Below are 20332 nucleotides of genomic sequence, written 5' to 3'. Positions count from 1 at the left end.
CAGAAGTTTATCGTTGTTTCTTTCTACATTTTAACGTATATCCAACAAAGCATCAAGTTATCGGCTTGCCTCATTGTATCAACCTTTTAATGAGAATCCTGAATTCGTTTAAACATTTTCTCCATATCATTATTTGTAAAACGGATTAATACAGGTCTTCCATGAGGACAATTATACGGATTATTTGTTTTAGACAAATCATTTAGTAAGGCCCGTGCTTCTGAGTCATTTAAATGATGATTTGCTTTTATTGAACCTTTACAACTCATCATTATAGCTGTAGCTTCACGAAACTTTGCAACATTAACTTTTCCCTTTTCTAACAATAAATCAATTAGTTCTCTAGTAATTTGCTCTTCTGCCCCTTTATCAAACCATACAGGATGACTTCTTAATAGAAAGCTATTTTGCCCAAAAGGTTCCAAATGGATACCGATTTCTTCAAGAGCTTGTTGGTTTTCTTTAATTCTTATCGTATCACTATTAGGATAATCTAATAAGATTGGAACTAGTAGTTCTTGTAAATCCGTACTTACCTTACCGATTTTTTCACGAAAATATTCGTATTTAATTCTTTCTTGTGCCGCATGTTGATCTAATATATAGAGTCCTTCTTCATTTTGCGCAAATAAATAAGTCCCGTGCATTTGACCAATATAGTCTAATGAAGGCAAATGAACTTTTTCAAGAAAAGGTGTTTTATTCCTCTCCATCAACTTTTCAGCTGTTTCAAAGTAAGGTGCTCGATGTTGCTTTGGCATAGCATTCTCATTAGTCGTTTTACATTCTTGTGTATGCAGAGATTCCTCTTCATTCAAAATAAAAGACTGTTTTTGATCTGATGAATCAAGTTGTGAAATAGGATTTTTATTTTTTTCTTGTAAATAAGGTGACGAACTTTTGGCTGTATCCAAGTTATTTACATAAGATGAAATGTCAGTTGGTTCATTGCGTTGATTTGACAATTCTTTATGAAAGGTTAGTTTTGTTTGCTCACTAGTATCGTATGATTGTTTTATCTTATTTTTAAAATTTAAATTACTCAATGCTTCAGGGATTAACTGTTCTTTACCTAAGCATTGAAAGATAGCTTCTTCAATTAATGCCATTAATTCTTTTTCTTTACTAATTCTTATTTCTTGTTTAGTTGGATGGACGTTAACATCCATCAATAATGGATCTGTTGTAATTTCGATAACAGCAATTGGAAAACGTCCGACCATAAGTTTTGAACGATAACCAGCAATAATCGCTTTATTTAATAAATAATTTTTTATATACCGACCATTTATTATGATAGAAAGATAATTACGACTTGCTCTAGTCATTTCAGGTAAAGATATATATCCACTAATTTCAAAATCTAAATCTTTACCTTCTATTTTTTTCATCTTTTTTGCTAAAGCAACCCCATAAATTCCCGCTAAGGTTTGCTTTAACTCACCATTACCAGCTGTTCGCATTAGTTGGTTGCCATCATGAACTAATCTAAATGCTATATCAGGGTGACTTATCGCCATTCTATTAACAATGTCCGTTACGTTTGCAAGTTCAGTTTGAATTGTTTTTACATATTTCAATCGTGCAGGTGTATTAAAAAATAAGTTTTCTACCGTTATCGTTGTTCCTTTTCTAGCTTTTGCAGACCGTTCTTCTATTACTTTACCACCTTTTAAATAAACATAGGCTCCTTCTTGATTTCCAGTTGAAGTTTCTAAGGTTACCTCAGAAACAGATGCTATACTTGGCAATGCTTCACCTCGAAACCCTAACGTCCGAATTCTAAATAAATCATCACGTGAATAGATTTTGCTCGTTGCATGTCTTTTAAATGCATTTAACACTTCTTTGGAAGGTATTCCCTCTCCATTATCAATAATTTTAATTTGTTTCAGCCCAGCTTCTAGCGTTATGATATCTATTTGTGTACTACCTGCATCTATTGCATTTTCAATTAGCTCTTTCACAACAGAAGCTGGTCGTTCGATTACTTCTCCAGCTGCTATTTGATTAGTTAATATTTCGGAAAGTTCTTGAATTTTAGCCATTTTATCTGTTCCTTTCTGTCTATTTTCCAAGCTATCATTTAGTCCAGTTGCTGTTGTAGACTATGCAAGACATTTAAAGCTTCTAAAGGAGTCATCGTTAGTAAATTTAGTTCTGCTAATGATTTTACAATAGAACTTTCTTTTGCATCTACCATTCCAAATAAAGATAATTGTTCTTCTTTTTCAATTTCTTTGTTTGTTTTAAGTTTTTTACTTTTTAACTCTATTGTATCTTGACTAGTAGATTCTAATATTAACTCTTCTTTCTTTTCAAGACGTTCTAAAATAACTGCTGCTCTTACCAATAAGTCTTTAGGTAACCCTGCTAATTTAGCTACATGTATTCCATAACTTTTATCTGCTGCTCCTGGCATCATCTTGTGTAAAAAAATTAATTCTCCATCTTCTTCTATCGCACCTACATGAGTATTTATTAATCCTTTCAACTCTTGGTCTAACACTGTTAATTCATGATAATGAGTCGAGAATAAGGTTTTACCATGTACATGATTGTGGATGTATTCAATAATTGCTTCTGCTAAAGCCATACCATCGAACGTAGCGGTTCCTCTACCTATCTCATCAAATAGAATAAGGCTATTTTGAGTAGCGTGGCGCAATGCTTGATTAGCTTCTATCATCTCTACCATAAAGGTACTTTGTCCAGAAATTAAATCATCTGCTGCTCCAATACGAGTAAAGATGCGATCAAATATCGGTAATTGTGCTGATTTAGCTGGAACGAAGCAACCCATTTGAGCCATAATGACCGTTAAAGCTAGCTGGCGCATATATGTACTCTTCCCAGACATATTTGGTCCAGTTATCAGCATGATCTCAGTTTGAGCATCCATTTCAACACTGTTAGGCACATAAGTCTGTTGACCCAATACTTTTTCTACAACAGGGTGTCTACCATCTTTTAGAATAAGTTCTCTGCTATCAAAGGTTAATTTGGGTCTTACATAATGATATTTCTCACTAATTGTAGCAAAGCTTTGCAAGACATCTATAGTTGCTACTGTTTTAGCTAATAACTGTAATCTGTCAATATATTGTTTTACTTCCTCTCTCACTTTACTAAATAATTCATATTCCAAAGTTAAAGACTTTTCTTCCGCTTCTAGAATTAATATCTCTTTTTCTTTTAGTTCAGGTGTAATAAAGCGTTCAGCATTAGCTAAAGTTTGCTTACGCTCATATAAACCTTCAGGTAAAGAGGCTAAATTAGATTTAGTTATTTCAATATAATAGCCAAATACGCGATTATAACCAATTTTCAAGGTTCTTATTCCTGTTTTCTGACGCTCTTGTGCTTCCAATTGGGCAATCCATTTTTTACCATTACGCATTGCATCACGATATAGGTCTAGTTGCTCATCAAAACCATCCTTAATCACATTCCCATCCTTTAATGAGAGTGGCGCGTCTAAATGAACTGCTCGCTCAATTAATTCCACAACCTCAGGCACATCGTCTAAATGAGTCATTAAAGGATTCCATTCACCTTTGTTTATTAAAGAAATAATATTTTTTAATAACGGAATTTGTGATAACGAAGTTTTCAACTGAAGTAAATCTCTACCGTTTACATTACCAAATGCTACTCTACCAGCTAAACGCTCTAAGTCATAGACTCTTGTTAATGCTTCATTTAAATCAGTGCGTTCAAAGAAATGATTGATTAAACTTTCAACTACATCTTGACGTTCTTTAATCGGTTGTTCTTGAATTAAAGGTCTATCAATCCATTGCTTTATTAAACGACCACCCATTGCTGTTTTAGTTTCATCTAAAAGCCAAAGTAACGTTCCTTTTTTTTGACCTGTTCTAATAGAGGAAACTAATTCCAAATTATGTTTTGAGTAATGATCCATTTTCAGAAAATGTTCCGGGATATAAACTTCTGCTTTTTGTAAGTGAGCTAAACTTCTTTTTTGGGTAACTTCTAAATAAGAGAGCAAGAGTCTTGTAGCGGATATAATCTCTTCACTATCTATTTCACTTGTTAAATAAGATAATGAAGCATTCTCATCAATTCTTTGTTGTATTGAGATCATTACACCTAACTTATTTTTTAATTCAGACTGTAAATCCAAACTTTCAGCTTCTTCAAAAACAACTTCTTTTGTTTTCAATCCACTTAATTCATTTATAACTTCTTCTACAGAGGATAACTGAGTAGCTTTTAATTCTCCAGTGCTTAAATCTGCATATGCTAAATTATATTGATTCCTATTCGTTACCGACAATGCAGCTAAATAATTATTGGATTTAGCATCCATATTTTTTGATTCTATAGCCGTTCCAGGTGTAATCAATTGAACGACTTCTCGTTTAACCATTCCTTTAGCAGTTTTTGGATCTTCTACTTGCTCACAAATAGCTACTTTGTATCCTTTTTCAATTAATACATCAATGTATCCTCTAGCTGCGTGATAAGGTACTCCACACATCGGTATTGGATTCTCTGCATTACGATTTCGACTTGTCAATGTTACTTCTAATAATTGAGAAGCTTTTATTGCATCTTCATTGAACATTTCATAGAAATCACCTAAGCGATAAAATAAAAATGCATCTGGATATTGTTTTTTAATTCCTAAATATTGTACCATCATCGGTGTATGTTCTGTTTTTTGCGGCATGCTTTTCCCTTCCTCACTTTTCTTTTAATAGATTACTGTTTAAAACCCATTTCCAAACGGACGATCGTCGTTAATAACAATATTTTCAATTCTCTTTGCAGCTCCTGTATTATCATCTATTTCTATAAAGCAACCCGATAGTAACTTACGTCCTTCCTTTGGTACCTCAAATCGCGTAGGCATCTGAGTTAAGAAGCGATTAATCACTGCTTCACGCCTCATTCCTAAGATTTCGTCATAAGGTCCTGTCATACCGACATCTGTTAAGTAAGCCGTTCCAGCGGGTAGTATACGAGCATCATTTGTTTGAACATGTGTATGCGTACCAACTACTGCAGAAACTCTGCCATCTAAGTACCATCCCATTGCTTGTTTCTCACTAGTTGTTTCAGCGTGGAAATCAACAAATATTAATGGTGTGCGTTGACTCGCTTCTTCTACTAACTCATCTGCTTTTCTAAATGGATCATCTACATCAGACATAAATACTCGACCAATTAGATTTATTACAGCTAATTCTAATTGATTTACTTTGATATAGGCAATACCGTTTCCGGGTGTCCCTTCAGGATAATTTGCTGGTCGAATCATTTTTTTTGCATCATTAATAAATTCAAAAATTTCCCGATTATCCCATGTGTGGTTTCCCATTGTCACAATATCAACGCCATCTTGAAGAAACCCTTTATATATCTTTTCAGTAATTCCTCTTCCAGCTGCTGCATTTTCACCGTTCAGGATAGTAACTTGTGGTTTATATTGTTGTTTTAACTTTTGTAGATGATCATGAACCATTTCTCGCCCCATAGATCCTACAACATCACCAATAAATAATAATCTCATGTTTATTGCCTCTTCTCTAGATAATTGCATTCAAATCATTTTAACAATAAATCGCAGTAAAGAAAAGCAACGAAACGCTTAGCTTTATTGTTCTAAAAATTTTAATATAAAAAAGATACGAATCGAATGAAATACCACTCGTATCGTACCTTTTTCTCTATTATTTATTTAGCATATTCTATTGCTCTTATTTCACGAATAACCGTTACTTTAATATGACCTGGATAATCTAACTCATCCTCAATCATATTACGGACATCTCGAGCTAGACTGATAGCTTCTAAGTCATCAACTGTGTCTGGTTTAACCATGATTCTTATTTCACGTCCTGCTTGGATAGCATAACTTTGTTCTACACCTTCAAAACTATTAGAAATACTTTCTAATTTTTCAAGACGATGAATATAATTCTCAAGTGACTCACTTCTAGCTCCTGGTCTAGCAGCAGATAAAGCATCTGAAGCAGCGACTAAGACAGAAATAACAGAAGTTGCTTCCACATCACCATGATGAGAGGCTATTGCATTAATGACTGTTTCATTTTCTTTGTAACGCATTGCAATTTCTGCACCAATTTCTACATGCGAACCTTCTACTTCATGGTCTAATGCTTTGCCAATATCATGAAGTAATCCTGCTCGTTTAGCCAAAGTTACATCTTCACCTAATTCTGCAGCAAGTACTCCTGATAACTTAGCGACTTCTATTGAATGTTGTAAGACATTTTGCCCATAACTTGTTCTAAAACGTAAACGTCCCAATATTTTTATAATATCTGGGTGAATAGAATGTACACCTACTTCGAATGTTGCTTGTTCACCTATTTCACGGATTCGTTCATCCATTTCTTTACGTGATTTTTCTACCATTTCTTCAATGCGGGCAGGATGAATTCTGCCATCTTGAATTAATTTTTCAAGCGTCATACGAGCTATTTCGCGGCGAATTGGATCAAATCCACTTAAGATAACCGCTTCTGGTGTATCGTCAATAATTAAATCTATACCTGTCAACGTTTCTAAAGCTCGAATGTTTCGACCCTCACGTCCGATAATTCGACCTTTCATTTCATCATTTGGTAAAGATACCACAGAAACTGTAGATTCAGAAACTTGGTCTGCAGCACTTCTTTGAATAGCTAGAGCAATCAAGTCTCGTGCACGACGATCTCCTTCTTCTTTTGCTTTTTCTTCAGAATGTTTAACCATAATAGCAAGTTCATGAGATAGTTGTTCTTCTGTTTCTTCTATAATAATATGTTTAGCATCTTCTCGTGAAAGAGCTGCTACATTTTCTAGTTCTATTTCTTGTTGTTCAACTAGTTTTCTTGCTTGATTCTCCAAATCGTCCAATAATTGTTGTCTTAAACCTAATTTCTCTTCTTTTGCTTCAAGTGTCCGTTCACGTTTTTCTAAGCTGTCATTTTTACGGTCAATATTATCTTCACGCTGCACTAACCGTTTTTCTTGCCTTAGAATCTCATTTCTTCTTTCTTTCAGCTCAGTTTCAATTTCAGTTCTATATTTGTAGTTTTCATCCCTCGCTTCTAACATCGCTTCTTTCTTCATGGTTTCAGCTTCTCTATACGCTTCATCCAATATTCCAGTTGCAGTGTTTTTAGCACCAACCAATTCTTTTTCATGTTTTGATTTTCGGATAGCATATCCTACAAAAAGACCGACAACTAAAGTAACGATAGCGAAGGCTATACTGTTGAAATTCATTCTTCCACCTCCGTATCTTATTTAATTTGTCATTTCCTATTTATCAATTATCAATTATCTGGTAGAACTTCGTAACTTTTTTACCAATAAAACCTACCTGTTATCTAAAGATAAAGTAAAGGATATCTTAATTTTAATTGTCTACACTGGACATGTCAACTTAATAATAACTTTTGTGGGTGTTTAAGCTACTTTTGTTCATTAAATGAGAACGTTATCTTATATATTCTTCATTCTCATCCTTTTATTTCTCAAAAAAGTAAAAAAGAAGCTAAATCGGTACAACCCGTGATAGCTTCTTTCTTACATATTTTTAGCAAAAAGTTTTATTTTTCTTCAGTTAAAGTTGTTTTGCTTTTCTTTTCTATAGTTGAATCGGTTTTTTTGCTATCTTTTTCTTCTGGCTCTTCTGAAGCATCACCAATGCCATATGCTGCTCGTACTTTTTTCTCAATTTCGGCTCTTAATTCTGGATGATCTAAGAAATAACGTTTAGCATTTTCTCGACCTTGTCCAATTCTTTCACCTTCATAAGAGTACCAAGCTCCAGCTTTATCGATAATGTCTTTTTCTGACCCCATATCTACAAGTTCTCCAACTTGAGAAATACCCTCTCCATACATAATATCAACTTCTGCTACCCTAAATGGTGGAGCTACTTTATTTTTTACTACTTTTATTTTCGTACGATTACCCATAATATCCGTACCTTGTTTAATTTGTTCTGCACGTCTTACTTCTAAACGAATCGTTGCGTAAAATTTAAGAGCACGTCCACCTGGTGTTATTTCAGGATTACCAAACATTACGCCTACTTTTTCACGAATTTGATTAATGAACAAAGCAATTGTTTTGGTTTTATTAATTGATCCAGATAATTTACGAAGAGCCTGAGACATTAAACGAGCTTGCAAGCCCACGTGACTATCTCCCATTTCTCCTTCAATTTCTGCGCGAGGTACTAATGCTGCCACGGAATCAATAACGACTATATCTACAGCACCACTTGATACTAATGCATCAGCGATTTCTAACCCTTGTTCGCCTGTATCTGGCTGTGATAATAGCAACTCATCAATGTCTACACCTAATGCTGCTGCATACTTAGGATCTAGTGCATTCTCAGCATCTATAAAAGCAGCTATCCCACCTTGTTTTTGAACTTCAGCTACTGCATGAAGAGCTACCGTTGTTTTACCAGAACTTTCTGGGCCATATACTTCGATGATTCTTCCTCTTGGAAATCCACCAACCCCTAAAGCCACATCTAATGCTAAAGAACCACTTGGAACAGTTGAAATACGTGTATCTACTTTCTCACCTAATTTCATAACCGAACCCTTACCAAAGTTTTTTTCAATCTTTTTTAGCGCTAATTCTAGAGCTTGTTTACGATCATCTGCCATTTTTTGTCCTCCTAAATAGTTCTTTTTTACTATTTATTCATGTAATTAGTTTTATTTTTATAAGCCTCACAACATCTATCATACTTTCTTTTATGATAAAATGCAAGAAAAAAGCGAACAAACATTCGGTGTTGTTTTGTATTTATTTTTTTAGATTATTCAATAAATTTTCTGTTTAATTTCCTTACCCAATAAATCTCTATTAATTAGATCTAAGCCTGCTAAAACTGACAATTCACGAATAACATTTCTGTCTCCTTCAAAATTAAAACATTTTGCGAATGTTTCTTTATCTTTTATAGCTAGGCCTATCCAAACAATGCCTGTCTTTTTATTCTCTAATTCTGAGGGCCCAGCGACACCTGTAAAAGAAATTCCTATATCCGTTTCAAATGAATCTTTAACCTTTTCAGCCATTTTAATAGCACATTGACTACTAACTACTCCAAATTGATCGATAATTTGTTGATCAACACCAAGTATGCCTTTTTTTATTCTATTACTGTAAGTGACTAAACCACCTTCAAAAATATCTGAGGATCCAGATATAGACGTCATCATACTCTGAAAAGCTCCTCCAGTTAAACTTTCAGCTGCTGACAATGTTAATGTTCTATCTTTTATTGACTTGCTCACTACCTCAACTAAACTCGTTTCATCGCCATAGCCATATATATAATCTCCGGCACGATTTTTTATAATTATTTCTAAATTATCTAACATTTTTTCACAACTAGCTTCATCTCTACCTTTAGCAGTTAATCGCAAACTCACTTCGTGTTTTCCTGTATAAGAAGCTAGTGTTGGATTTGTTTGATTTTCAATGATATCATCCATTAATGTCACTAATCTTGACTCGCCTATTCCATAAAAACGCAAAACTCTTGATACTAGAATTGTCTTAGTTAGTTGCTTCATTAGCAAGGGTCTTACTTCTTCTTCGAACATTCTTACCATTTCATGAGGAGGACCCGGTAATAATATATAAGCATTCTCTTTTAAATTCAAAAACATACCAGCAGCCATACCATTAGTGTTTTTCAAAACAATTGAATCTTCAATTACTAGTGCTTGAAGTTGATTATTTTCAGACATGGGGCGTTTCCTTTGTTCATGATACGCTACTATTTTCTTCATAGTTTCTTCGTCTAGTATTAATTTCTTTTTAAGGTGTTTTGCCAATACTTGTTTTGTCAGGTCATCCTTTGTCGGTCCTAATCCTCCAGTTAAAATAATTAATGCACTTCTTTTTTCAGCAAGTTCTATCGCGCTTTCTAATCTTTCTTGGTTATCTCCTACAACAGATTGATGATAAATTTCAACACCCAATGTTGCTAGTTCTCTTGATAAAAAAGTTGCGTTTGTATTGACTACTTGTCCTAGCAATAGTTCTGTTCCAACAGCAATTATTTCAGCATTCATCTTTTTCTCCTCACTAATAGTCAATATACGCTTATTGACTCCTTATTTTTTTATATAAAGATTTAAGATTTATAACGACTATATAATGTAGTGTATTCAAACATTCGATAGAATTTAAATAGGCTAGGACATCTGTCCCAGCCTATTATTCATAAACCTGTTAATCTTATTTTAAAATAAATTACATCGAGCCTTTAAAAACACCGCTATTTTTCACAAAATAATCAATTCCTGAGTAGATAGTAAAGAACAGGCAAATATATAACATAATATCCGCTACAGGAATACCTAGACCTTCGAATGGCAGATTATCTATCAGTAATAAAATAATTGCAATCATTTGAGTCATCGTTTTAATTTTCCCTGGCCATGCTGCCGCTAAAACTGTTCCGCCTTGTTCCACTAATAAAAGACGCAAACCTGTTACAGCTAGCTCTCTACAAACGATAATGGCAACAATCCAAGAAGAAGCTAATCCTTGTCCAACTAAAACAATTAAAGCAGTCATAACTAGCATTTTATCAGCTAATGGATCAGCAAATTTCCCGAAATTAGTTACTAGTCCTCTTGAACGGGCTATTTTCCCATCAAGCCAGTCTGTTATACTAGCCACAGCAAAGATAATAGCTGCTATTAGTTGTGTAATCTCAATGGTTGAACCCCATAACTGCAAAACTCCCCAATTTAAAGGTGCTAAAGCTATAACAACAAAGATAGGTATCATAAATATACGAACAACCGTTAGTTTATTTGGTAAATTCAAATTATCGCCTTCTTTCATTTTTTCGTCTTAAATTTAAGACAATAAGAAAAAATCTAATAAAAGAAATTCCTTATTGCCTTCTTATTTTTATTCTTCGTTATTAAATTGAAATTCTATTTTTTGTGTAACCGCATCGGCCGCTTCAGGAGCGTACTCGATAGTCTTACCATTTAACGTAACCGACGTAACCGCAGCATTTCCTATAACTAGATTCACTTGCTTTGCACCTTCTGGGATAGAGGCTTTTAGTGAGTTTCCACTTGATAGTAGAGCTTGATCAACCATATCTCCATCAATTTCGATACTTACCCAACTATCTCCATTTTCAGCAAGTAAACTAATTTCGTTTTTTTCTGATGTTCCTGTCACAGCAAAAGTAGTTTGAGAACCTGTTGATGATACGATAGTTACTGTTTCTACAGGTTCTTCTTTTTCAACAATAGAAGATTGTTGTTTTTCTGGTTCTTTTGATTCATTGGAACTTGATTCAGCACTTGAAACAACAACTGTTTCTGAATTTTTTGTAATCATATCCTCTTTAGCCGTTTGGTTATTTTTAATAAAAGAAAGATAGATCGCAGCTACTATAATAATAACCACCGCTAAAATGAGTAATGTAGGCAAATAATCTCGAACATTTCCGACTAACTTGTTGTCTATTTTATTTCCTGAACGTGTTTGATTTGCAGATGCTTGTTCTACATATTCGCTATCATGAGTATGTGGAACAGTATCCGTATAATCTTCTAATAATTGATCGCCGTTAAGCCCAACCGTATCTGCATACTGTTTAATAAATGCCCGTGCATAAAATTTTCCCGGCATTACATTATAATTGCCTTCTTCAATCGCAATTAAATAACGTTTTTGTATTTTTGTCATTTGTTGTAAATCATCTAAAGTATAGCCTTTAGCTTTTCTGGCTTCTTGTAGTTTCTCACCAATTTCATTCATTTTAAATTCACCTACCAGTTCTCTTGTTTAGAGAGCATAAAAAGCTCATGTCAATTTATATTATAGCACACCAAAAGTTAGAGAAACATCCCTTTTTGATGATAGTCAAGAATAAGTTTAATGACATTCGTATTTAATTTTTAGCAGTTCATTAAATAAACATTTCCATCTTACCTTAACCAGCCACCACTAACGATAATCGATTGCCCCGTTAAATAAGCACTTCTAGGTTCTAATAGTTGATGTACCCAGAAACTAATTTCTGAAATACTCCCCATACGTCCAACTGGAATTTCTTTTTTTAATTCTTTCAACTCAATTTCACTAAAATCAGAATTCATTTTAGTTTCTATAGCACCTGGAGAAATTGCATTAACCGTTATACCTAAACTAGCTACTTCTTTACTGTAGGCCTTCACAAAAGCAATTTGAGCTCCTTTAGTCGTACTATAAACAACTTCCATAGAACTACCAGATTCACCATAAATAGAACTAATAAAAACAATTCTTCCAGAATTAGATTGAGCTAGTTTCCCTTGAAGTTTTTGCACTAATAACATTGGCGTTTTAATATGAACTGCCCACATATTGTCCATCGTTTTGGACGTTATTTCTGTTAACAATTGAAAAGTAGTAAAACCACTTGAAAATATAATCGCATCTAATTGAAATATATTTTTTATAAATTCTTCAATTCCCGCTTCTTGAGTCATATCCAATTGTATTCCAAAAAAATCTTGTTTGGGATAACGCGCTTGATAATCTTGAAGCTGTCTTTCAATGCTTTTAGAGTCTGTATGATAATGTAAATATAATGACCAACCACTTTCAGCTAGTTCTTTTGCAATCCCTGTTCCTATATCTCCACTAGCCCCCATGATTAATGCTGACTTCATACATTGTCTTCTCCTTTAGGCAAGATGTGAAAGACACTCATATGACTTTCTTGCATGAATTCTTCAGCAGCATGTTTAATTTGATTTAAAGTAATCGATTCAATAATAGGAACTAAATCAAGTAGTGTAGCTTCTCCATAATTTTGTTGGCTATATTGATTAGCAATGAATTCTAAAGAATTTAGGGACTGAAGTACTTGACCTATCTTTCTTTTTTTAACAAGGATAAGGTGTTCTTCATTCAATTCTGGGCTCATTTTGGCCGTTAATAAAATTTCTTTTATAACCGTACTAAATGCTTCTGGATCTTTTGTATCTCCCCCAACATCAGCAAAGTGAAATGTTCGTTCTAAGCTAAAATCATATGAAAAACTGTCATCAATTACACCAGAATCGTATAGTTTTAAATAGTTATCCGATGTTGGTCCAACTAATAAGGTCATCAATAAATCCATAATTGTTTTATATACTAAAGCAGCTTTTCCTTCAGGAGCTTTACCTATACCCTTTACACCAATAATACTTTTCGGCCTTTTAACTGACATCTTTATTGAGTCAAACGGTTTAATGTCGCCAATTGTTTCTTCAGGGAAGTAACGTTGTATTTCAGTTGATTCAGAAAAACTTTTTTTAGCTTGATTTGATTTAATCAAATCCATCATTTTTTCTGGATCCATTTTTCCTACAACAAAAAGATTCATATTACTTGGATGATAAAAAGTATTGTAACTTTCGTATAATAGCTCAGCTGTTATGTCTGCAATACTATCAACTGTTCCTGCAATATCAATATGCAAAGGATGTTTAGGGTACATATTGCCTAAAATCCCAAAGAACAAACGCCAATCTGGTTCATCTTCATACATTTGAATCTCTTGACCAATAATTCCTTTTTCTTTATCTACTGTTTCTTTTGTAAAATAAGGTTCCTGTACAAAATCTAATAACGTCTCCATATTTTCATTGACATTAGTTGTACTAGAAAATAAATAACTTGTCTGTGTAAAACTTGTGAAAGCATTAGCTGAAGCACCTAATTTCCCAAATACATTAAAAATATCTCCATCTTTTTTTTCAAACATTTTATGTTCTAAAAAATGAGCAATTCCATCAGGAACACGAGTCAACTGTTTGCCATCCCGAGGTATAAATTGATTGTCTATTGAACCATATTTAGTAGTAAACAATCCGTATGTTTTATGAAATTCGTCTTTAGGTAACAAAGTAACGGATAATCCGTTTGAAAGTGTTTCAGTGTATATCGTTTCATTTAATTGTTCATACTCCTTTTTTTCCATTACTTAACCTCCTCAGATAGAAAGAATGTCGCTTTTAATGTTACCAATTTAGCGATTTCAATAATTTCTTCCTTTGTGACTTTTTCGATATTTCTAATCCATTCCTCTATACTCTTAGTCTTATTACTCACTAGTTTATTTGAATAGGTTCTTTCGATTATTGCACTCGAATTATCTTCAGATTGAAGTAGTTGATTTTTCAACATTTGTTTAGTTTGGTGTATATCTTCTTCAGTAAAGTTACCAGCTTGCATCTCTTTTAGTTGCAGTGTTACGATTTCTTTTACTAGATCCATTTTTTTACTGTCAATACCTGTTTGAACTATCATCATTCCTCTGAAAGTATCTAATGAACTTGATGCATAATATGCTAGACTTTCCTTTTCTCTGACATTTACAAATAATTTTGAGTGAGGAAACCCGCCAAATAAACCATTGAATAATTGCCCTGCGTAATAATTTTCTTTAAGATAAAATATATCTGTTTTATACCCCAAATTAAACTTTGCTTGTTTAATATCTTGGTACTCTATTTTTGTATTTATTTTCTCGACTTCTGATGGAATATAAAAGAGTTCTTGTTTTTCAAATCTTCTTGGTTCAAAAGGGAATTCTTTTAATTGAGCGATTACCTGCTCTTCATCAATATCTCCTAATACATAAATATCAACCAAATCTTGTTGAAGCATCTGTTTATAATAAATAAATAGCGATGTCTCAGTTATTTTTGCTAGATCTTCTTTCGTTCCAATGCTAGGAATTTTTTGGCTATCTTCTTCAAAAAATAGTTTTTGTAATTCTAAGTTAGCATATGTTTGCTTGTCGTCAGCAATGGAATCATAGTAATCGACTAAATTTTCTTTTTCACGTTTAAATGTACCTTTATCAAAATGTCCATCGGATGCATTCGGATTGAAAATGATTTCTTTTAAAAATTCAATTGAGTTTATTAATAACGAATCACTCATCGTTAAATATTTTTCATTCACCACATTCATGGATACTGATAAAACATGAACTGAACCTTTTTTTGTCACTGAACTACCAAAACTAGCACCAAATAGATTAGATAATTCACTTCTTAAAAGTGTTTGACTTGGGTATTTTTGACTATTTGTTTCAAGTATACTAGATAATAAAGCTCTTTTAGTTATCGTTTCTTTATCCAAAGGAGATCGAAACTTTACTACTATCCTTACTGTTTTATATTTTTCAGTTGGTATAATATGAAGGTTAACTCCTTCAGTTAATTGGATAGACATTTTATTCCTCCTTATATTTAAATACAATCTTCTCTTTATCATAGTTTAAAATTAGTGAAAAGTGAAGTAAACTGCTGACAAAAAAGCAATTAGAAGTTGATCTTCTAATTGCTTTTTTTATTATTTATTATTTTGATTTAATATATGTTTTACCATTTGCTGCTGGACCTTCAGATTTACCAATTACACCTACTAGAACAATAATAGTTATTAGATAAGGAGCAACTTGTAACCAAACACTCGGAACATCTTGAATAATTGGTATATAGTTTCCAATTACGCTCAAACTTTGAGCAAATCCGAAGAATATTGCAGCTCCCATTGCTCCTAGTGGATTCCATTTACCAAAGATCATTGCTGCCATAGCAATAAATCCTTGTCCTGCAATTGTAGATGCTGAAAAATTTAATGAAATAGCTTGAGCTTGAATAGCTCCACCCATACCACCTAATAATCCAGATAAAAGAACACCTGCATACTTAGTCATATATACATTAATTCCTAGTGTATCGGCAGCTTGAGGATGTTCACCAACAGCTCTCAGTCTTAGACCAAAACGAGTTTTAAATAGAACAAACCAACAAATGACTGCAATAGCTATTCCTACAAAAGCTGGGGCAGAGGTTCCTTTAAAGAAAATAGGTCCTAAAACAGGAATTTTTTCTAATAAAGGTATATTTGCTTTACCAAAGTTTTCTGAAATAATATCTGTTTGACCTCGTCCGTCATATAAAACACGTGTTAAGAACACTGCTAAAGCTGGAGCCATTAAGTTAATAACTGTTCCAGAGATAATATGATCAGCTCGTAAATTTATTGTAGCAACAGCATGTATTAATGAAAATAAAATACCGATTAATCCACCGACAATCACACCTACCCAAGGTGTCCAATTACCTAATTGAGAGGCAAATGTCAGGTTAAAGACTACGGAACCAAAAGCACCCATTACCATAATACCTTCAAGACCAACGTTAACTATTCCACTACGCTCTGAAAACGTACCACCTAATGCAGTTAAAATAAGAGGAGCTGAGTAAACTAATGCTGAAGAAAAAACAAGTTGCAATACATTAATAATATCCATTTTATTTTACTCCTCCTTTATTTAATTTAGCACGTTTGTCGACGAACATGCGGATTAAATAGTTAGCTCCGACAAAGAAGATGATAGAAGCAATAACAATATCAACGACTTCTGTAGGTACGTCTGCTACTAGAGGCATGCTATTTCCACCAATTTTTAAAGCACCAAATAATAATGCTGAGAATAAAATACCTACTGGATTACCTAATCCTAATAAGGCAACGGCAATACCGTCAAACCCAATTGATGGGATTCCCCCTTGAACAAAGATATTTTGAAAGGTTCCCATACCCTCCATTGCTCCACCTAAACCTGCTAGTGAACCACTAATTAGCATTGAGATAATAATATTCCGTTTTGTACTCATTCCTGCATATTTAGATGCAAAAGGATTTAAACCAACCGCTCTTATTTCAAATCCAGCTGTTGTCTTTTTCATAAATACCCAAACAACGACAGCCATGATTAATGCTAAAAAGATTCCTCCATGTAACGTAGAATTACTTGTCAAATCAGATAACCATTCCCAACGAAGGCTTGCCCCTTCTGGGATACGAGCTGTTGTATCTGATGATTCAGATAAAACATTTCTGATCAAATAATTTGCTGTATACAAGGCTGTATAATTTAACATAATCGTTACAATAACTTCACTTGTATTAAAGAAAGCTCTCAAGAAGCCTGCAATCCCTGCCCATAACGCACCAGCTAAAGCACCAACAATTAAACTTATAATTAATAAAAGAGCGCCTGGTATTTCAGGAAATGACAATGCAAACCAAACTGAAAATAACCAGCCAAGCAAGGCTTGTCCTGCAACACCGATATTAAAGAAGCCAGCTGTATAAGCTACTGAGAATCCAAGTGCTGTAAATATTAAAGGTGTTGCTTGTCTCAATGTTTCTCCAATATAAAATGAATTGCCAAAAGCACCTTGTAACATAGCTTGATAACCCGCAACTGGGTTATAACCAAAAATCAACATAATTAATGCACCTAATAATAATCCTAAAACAACTGAAAATACTGGAACTAATATACCATCTATTTTACTTCTATTGTTCAACGTGAGTCGGCTCCTTTCCCAGCTCTTTTTCAGCAGCAGCTCTTGCTTTCTCTAGAGAAGAACCTGCCATGAGTAATCCCAATTCTGTCTGTGTTGTCTCTTTTGGTTTAACTACCGCTACTATATTCCCATCGTACATCACAGCTATTCGATCTGAAACATTTAGAATTTCATCTAATTCAAAACTCATAAGTAAGACAGCTTTTCCGTTATCTCGTTGTTCAATTAAACGCTTATGAATATACTCTATTGCTCCAACATCCAAACCTCTAGTAGGCTGAGCTGCAATTAACAACGATGGATTACGGTCAATTTCTCTAGCAATGATTGCTTTTTGTTGGTTTCCTCCAGACAATGCACTTGCCGGAACCATTTCACTTTGAGTACGTACATCAAATTCTGAAATTAATTTTTTTGCATAATCTTTAATTTCTTTAGGATTTAAGAAGCCATTACTGCTTAGCGGTTTTTTATAATACGTTTGTATTGCGATATTCTCTTCTAAACTCATAGGTAGAATCAATCCATACTTATGACGGTCTTCTGGAATATGTCCTAATCCATTTTCTGTTATATTTCGTGGTTTTTCATTTTGGATTTCTTTTCCATTCAACTTAATTTTGCCGCTTTCAGTTTTTGTTAAACCTGTAATGGCTTGAATTAATTCACTTTGTCCGTTCCCATCAATTCCAGCAATCCCTAATATTTCTCCAGCTTTTACCTCTAGACTTAAGGATTTAACTGCTTCCAATCCTCTATCTTCTTTAACCGTGATATCTTCAATCGAAAGAACAACATCTTGAGGATTAGCTTCTTTTTTTGCTGTTTTAAAGGAAACTGACCTACCAACCATCATATCTGCTAATTCTTGTTGTGAAGTAGCTGAAACATCGACAGTATCGATACTTTTTCCACGTCGAATAACCGTACAACGATCTGCTACTGCTTTTATTTCGTCTAGTTTATGGGTAATCAAGATAATTGATTTACCTTCTTTCGTTAACGCCCTCATAATTTGCATCAATTCATTAATTTCTTGAGGTGTTAAAACAGCTGTTGGTTCGTCAAAGATTAAAATTTCTGCACCACGATAGAGTGTTTTTAATATCTCTACACGTTGTTCCATACCGACTGAAATACTTTCAACTTTTGCCGATGGGTTTACTAACAAACCATACTTTTCTGATAATTCTTTAATCGATTGTTGAGCAGTTTTCTGATCCAGAATACCTGCTTTATTTGGTTCACTGCCTAGAATAATATTTTCTGTAACAGTAAATTTTTTAACTAACATGAAATGTTGATGAACCATTCCGATTCCCATCTTATTAGCTATCCCAGGCGAATGAATAGAAACTTCTTTTCCATCTATCAATATTTTTCCTGAGGTTGGTTCTAATAATCCAGACAGAATATTCATTAAAGTTGATTTACCTGCTCCATTCTCACCCAACAAAGCATGTATTTCGCCTTTTTTTAGTTGTAAATTTATGTTGTCATTGGCCTTAAAAGTACCGAACTGTTTTGTAATACCTTTCATTTCAATGACGAAATTTGTTTCAGACACGATGGACTCACTCCTCTTCAACTTTTTATATTCAAAGACTATTATACGTTATTTGTTAATCAGGGGCCACAAGCTTTTTTTCCATTTTTAAGATGTAACGTTCTCTGCTGATAAAACTAACATTGATTAGTAGAAAAATAGTAGATAAGAAATGAAAAGGCCGGAATAAACATCCGGCCTTTCTCTTAAAAATTTAGTTTAAAATTCTAAAAAAACAAATTATTTTTTATGGTTTTTGTGGAACTTCAATTTCTCCATTGACAATTTTCTCTTTATATTCTGCAACTTTTTCTTTAACTTCATCTGTTAAGTTACCGTCTGTTAAGTCAACTCCGCCTTCAGCCAAGCCATAGTTAACCACTTCTCCACCAGCAAATTCGCCAGCCATTGCTTCATTTGAGATATCTTTAACAGCTGTACCTACACCTTTAAGAGTAGATGCTAATGTTAAGTTACCTGTGTCAAATTTACCTTCTGCTTCTTGATCACGGTCAACACCGATTACCCATAATTTTTTAGACTCATCAGCATTCATTAAATCTTTAGCTTCTGAAAACACACCATTACCTGAATCTCCTGCTGCTTGATAGATAACGTCAATACCGCTGCTATACATAGCTGCTGCTAATTGTTTTCCTCGAGCTGCATCACCGAAAGAACCTACGTATTCAACATTTATATCTATTTCTGGATTAACTGCTTTAGCTCCAGCGACAAATCCTGCTTCAAAGCGTGAGATAACGTCACTCTCTTGTCCACCAATGAATCCTAGTTTATCCGTTTCAGTTGTTTCTGCAGCTGCTACTCCTGCTAAAAATGCTGCTTCATGATCTTTAAATAAAACCGATGCAACGTTTGGAGCTTCAATTACATCATCTATAATAACAAATTGTTGGTCTTCGTTTTGTCCTGAAACATCAGTCATTGCTTCTTTTAATTTATAACCAATTCCAAATACTAAATCAAATTTAGCTTGTACCGCACTATTCAAGTTCGTTACGAATTCTGAATCTTCATTAGATTGTAAGTACTTAAAGCCTTCGGTTCCTTCTTCTTTACCGTTTTCTTCGCCCCATTCTTTCATACCTTCCCATGCAGATTGGTTAAATGACTTATCGTCTACTCCACCAATATCTGTTACCATGACTACTGAAAAATCATCTTTACTAGTTGAAGATTCAGCAGAATCAGTAGATGTATCTGAATCATCTGATCCACAGGCTGCTAATGTGACTCCTGAAATTAATCCTAAAGCTAAAAGACTCATAAAATTGCGTTTTTTCATTAAAAAAACCCCCAACATTTTTTTAGTGCAAATGAATTCCGTTCACCTGCGCTCTATAAATAT

The 20332-nt window shown here is 33.8% G+C and carries 15 protein-coding genes; all 15 read right to left on the bottom strand.

Annotated features, from left to right (window positions below):
- Positions 1-86: 86 nt before the first annotated feature.
- Positions 87-2048 carry a DNA mismatch repair endonuclease MutL gene (mutL, locus tag WBF61_RS01755; protein WP_424253425.1) on the bottom strand — a complete coding sequence of 654 codons (1962 nt, stop codon included), beginning with the start codon at positions 2046-2048 and terminating at the stop codon, positions 87-89.
- Between the two features lie 38 nt (positions 2049-2086).
- Positions 2087-4696: a DNA mismatch repair protein MutS gene (mutS, locus tag WBF61_RS01750; protein ID WP_424253368.1), complete on the bottom strand. Its 2610-nt coding sequence runs from the start codon at positions 4694-4696 to the stop codon at positions 2087-2089.
- Between the two features lie 39 nt (positions 4697-4735).
- Positions 4736-5539 (bottom strand): TIGR00282 family metallophosphoesterase, encoded by an 804-nt coding sequence (locus WBF61_RS01745; RefSeq protein ID WP_424253366.1) that lies wholly within the window; start codon positions 5537-5539, stop codon positions 4736-4738.
- A 164-nt stretch (positions 5540-5703) separates the two neighbouring features.
- Positions 5704-7263: a ribonuclease Y gene (rny, locus tag WBF61_RS01740; RefSeq protein WP_424253364.1), complete on the bottom strand. Its 1560-nt coding sequence runs from the start codon at positions 7261-7263 to the stop codon at positions 5704-5706.
- 326 nt (positions 7264-7589) lie between these two features.
- Positions 7590-8669 carry a recombinase RecA gene (recA, locus tag WBF61_RS01735; RefSeq protein ID WP_424253362.1) on the bottom strand — a complete coding sequence of 360 codons (1080 nt, stop codon included), beginning with the start codon at positions 8667-8669 and terminating at the stop codon, positions 7590-7592.
- A 159-nt stretch (positions 8670-8828) separates the two neighbouring features.
- Positions 8829-10091, bottom strand: a complete 1263-nt coding sequence (locus WBF61_RS01730; RefSeq protein ID WP_424253360.1) for a competence/damage-inducible protein A — start codon at positions 10089-10091, stop codon at positions 8829-8831.
- Positions 10092-10272: 181 nt separating this feature from the next.
- Positions 10273-10854 carry a CDP-diacylglycerol--glycerol-3-phosphate 3-phosphatidyltransferase gene (gene pgsA, locus WBF61_RS01725; protein ID WP_424253358.1) on the bottom strand — a complete coding sequence of 194 codons (582 nt, stop codon included), beginning with the start codon at positions 10852-10854 and terminating at the stop codon, positions 10273-10275.
- Between the two features lie 87 nt (positions 10855-10941).
- Positions 10942-11808 carry a helix-turn-helix domain-containing protein gene (locus WBF61_RS01720; protein WP_424253357.1) on the bottom strand — a complete coding sequence of 289 codons (867 nt, stop codon included), beginning with the start codon at positions 11806-11808 and terminating at the stop codon, positions 10942-10944.
- A 170-nt stretch (positions 11809-11978) separates the two neighbouring features.
- Positions 11979-12704, bottom strand: coding sequence for an elongation factor P 5-aminopentanone reductase (ymfI, locus tag WBF61_RS01715; protein WP_424253355.1), 726 nt, complete (start codon positions 12702-12704; stop codon positions 11979-11981).
- Positions 12701-14002, bottom strand: a complete 1302-nt coding sequence (yfmH, locus tag WBF61_RS01710; RefSeq protein ID WP_424253353.1) for an EF-P 5-aminopentanol modification-associated protein YfmH — start codon at positions 14000-14002, stop codon at positions 12701-12703. Before yfmH ends, ymfI begins: the two co-directional genes overlap by 4 nt.
- Complete coding sequence (gene yfmF / locus WBF61_RS01705) at positions 14002-15264, bottom strand: EF-P 5-aminopentanol modification-associated protein YfmF (RefSeq protein ID WP_424253351.1); 1263 nt, start codon at positions 15262-15264, stop codon at positions 14002-14004. Before yfmF ends, yfmH begins: the two co-directional genes overlap by 1 nt.
- A gap of 127 nt (positions 15265-15391) precedes the next feature.
- Positions 15392-16351 (bottom strand): ABC transporter permease, encoded by a 960-nt coding sequence (locus tag WBF61_RS01700; RefSeq protein ID WP_424253349.1) that lies wholly within the window; start codon positions 16349-16351, stop codon positions 15392-15394.
- Position 16352: 1 nt separating this feature from the next.
- Positions 16353-17417, bottom strand: a complete 1065-nt coding sequence (locus tag WBF61_RS01695) for an ABC transporter permease (RefSeq protein WP_424253347.1) — start codon at positions 17415-17417, stop codon at positions 16353-16355.
- Positions 17407-18957: an ABC transporter ATP-binding protein gene (locus tag WBF61_RS01690; protein ID WP_424253423.1), complete on the bottom strand. Its 1551-nt coding sequence runs from the start codon at positions 18955-18957 to the stop codon at positions 17407-17409. The genes WBF61_RS01695 and WBF61_RS01690 overlap by 11 nt, the downstream gene beginning before the upstream one ends.
- A 253-nt stretch (positions 18958-19210) precedes the next feature.
- Positions 19211-20269: a BMP family lipoprotein gene (locus WBF61_RS01685; RefSeq protein WP_424253345.1), complete on the bottom strand. Its 1059-nt coding sequence runs from the start codon at positions 20267-20269 to the stop codon at positions 19211-19213.
- Between the last annotated feature and the right edge of the window lie 63 nt (positions 20270-20332).

It is taken from the genome of Carnobacterium sp. (genome assembly GCF_049673005.1).
Taxonomy (GTDB): domain Bacteria; phylum Bacillota; class Bacilli; order Lactobacillales; family Carnobacteriaceae; genus Carnobacterium_A.
This window is presented reverse-complemented; position numbering and strand designations above follow the sequence as displayed.

Coding starts and splice junctions, on each gene's coding strand:
- yfmF (WP_424253351.1), bottom strand. CDS start 15,264: ATGTCTATCCAATTAACTGAAGGAGTTAACCTTCATATTATACCAACT.
- WBF61_RS01720 (WP_424253357.1), bottom strand. CDS start 11,808: ATGAATGAAATTGGTGAGAAACTACAAGAAGCCAGAAAAGCTAAAGGC.
- WBF61_RS01685 (WP_424253345.1), bottom strand. CDS start 20,269: ATGAAAAAACGCAATTTTATGAGTCTTTTAGCTTTAGGATTAATTTCA.
- recA (WP_424253362.1), bottom strand. CDS start 8,669: ATGGCAGATGATCGTAAACAAGCTCTAGAATTAGCGCTAAAAAAGATT.
- mutS (WP_424253368.1), bottom strand. CDS start 4,696: ATGCCGCAAAAAACAGAACATACACCGATGATGGTACAATATTTAGGA.
- WBF61_RS01690 (WP_424253423.1), bottom strand. CDS start 18,957: ATGAAAGGTATTACAAAACAGTTCGGTACTTTTAAGGCCAATGACAAC.
- mutL (WP_424253425.1), bottom strand. CDS start 2,048: ATGGCTAAAATTCAAGAACTTTCCGAAATATTAACTAATCAAATAGCA.
- WBF61_RS01730 (WP_424253360.1), bottom strand. CDS start 10,091: ATGAATGCTGAAATAATTGCTGTTGGAACAGAACTATTGCTAGGACAA.
- yfmH (WP_424253353.1), bottom strand. CDS start 14,002: ATGGAAAAAAAGGAGTATGAACAATTAAATGAAACGATATACACTGAA.
- WBF61_RS01745 (WP_424253366.1), bottom strand. CDS start 5,539: ATGAGATTATTATTTATTGGTGATGTTGTAGGATCTATGGGGCGAGAA.
- rny (WP_424253364.1), bottom strand. CDS start 7,263: ATGAATTTCAACAGTATAGCCTTCGCTATCGTTACTTTAGTTGTCGGT.
- WBF61_RS01700 (WP_424253349.1), bottom strand. CDS start 16,351: ATGGATATTATTAATGTATTGCAACTTGTTTTTTCTTCAGCATTAGTT.
- ymfI (WP_424253355.1), bottom strand. CDS start 12,704: ATGAAGTCAGCATTAATCATGGGGGCTAGTGGAGATATAGGAACAGGG.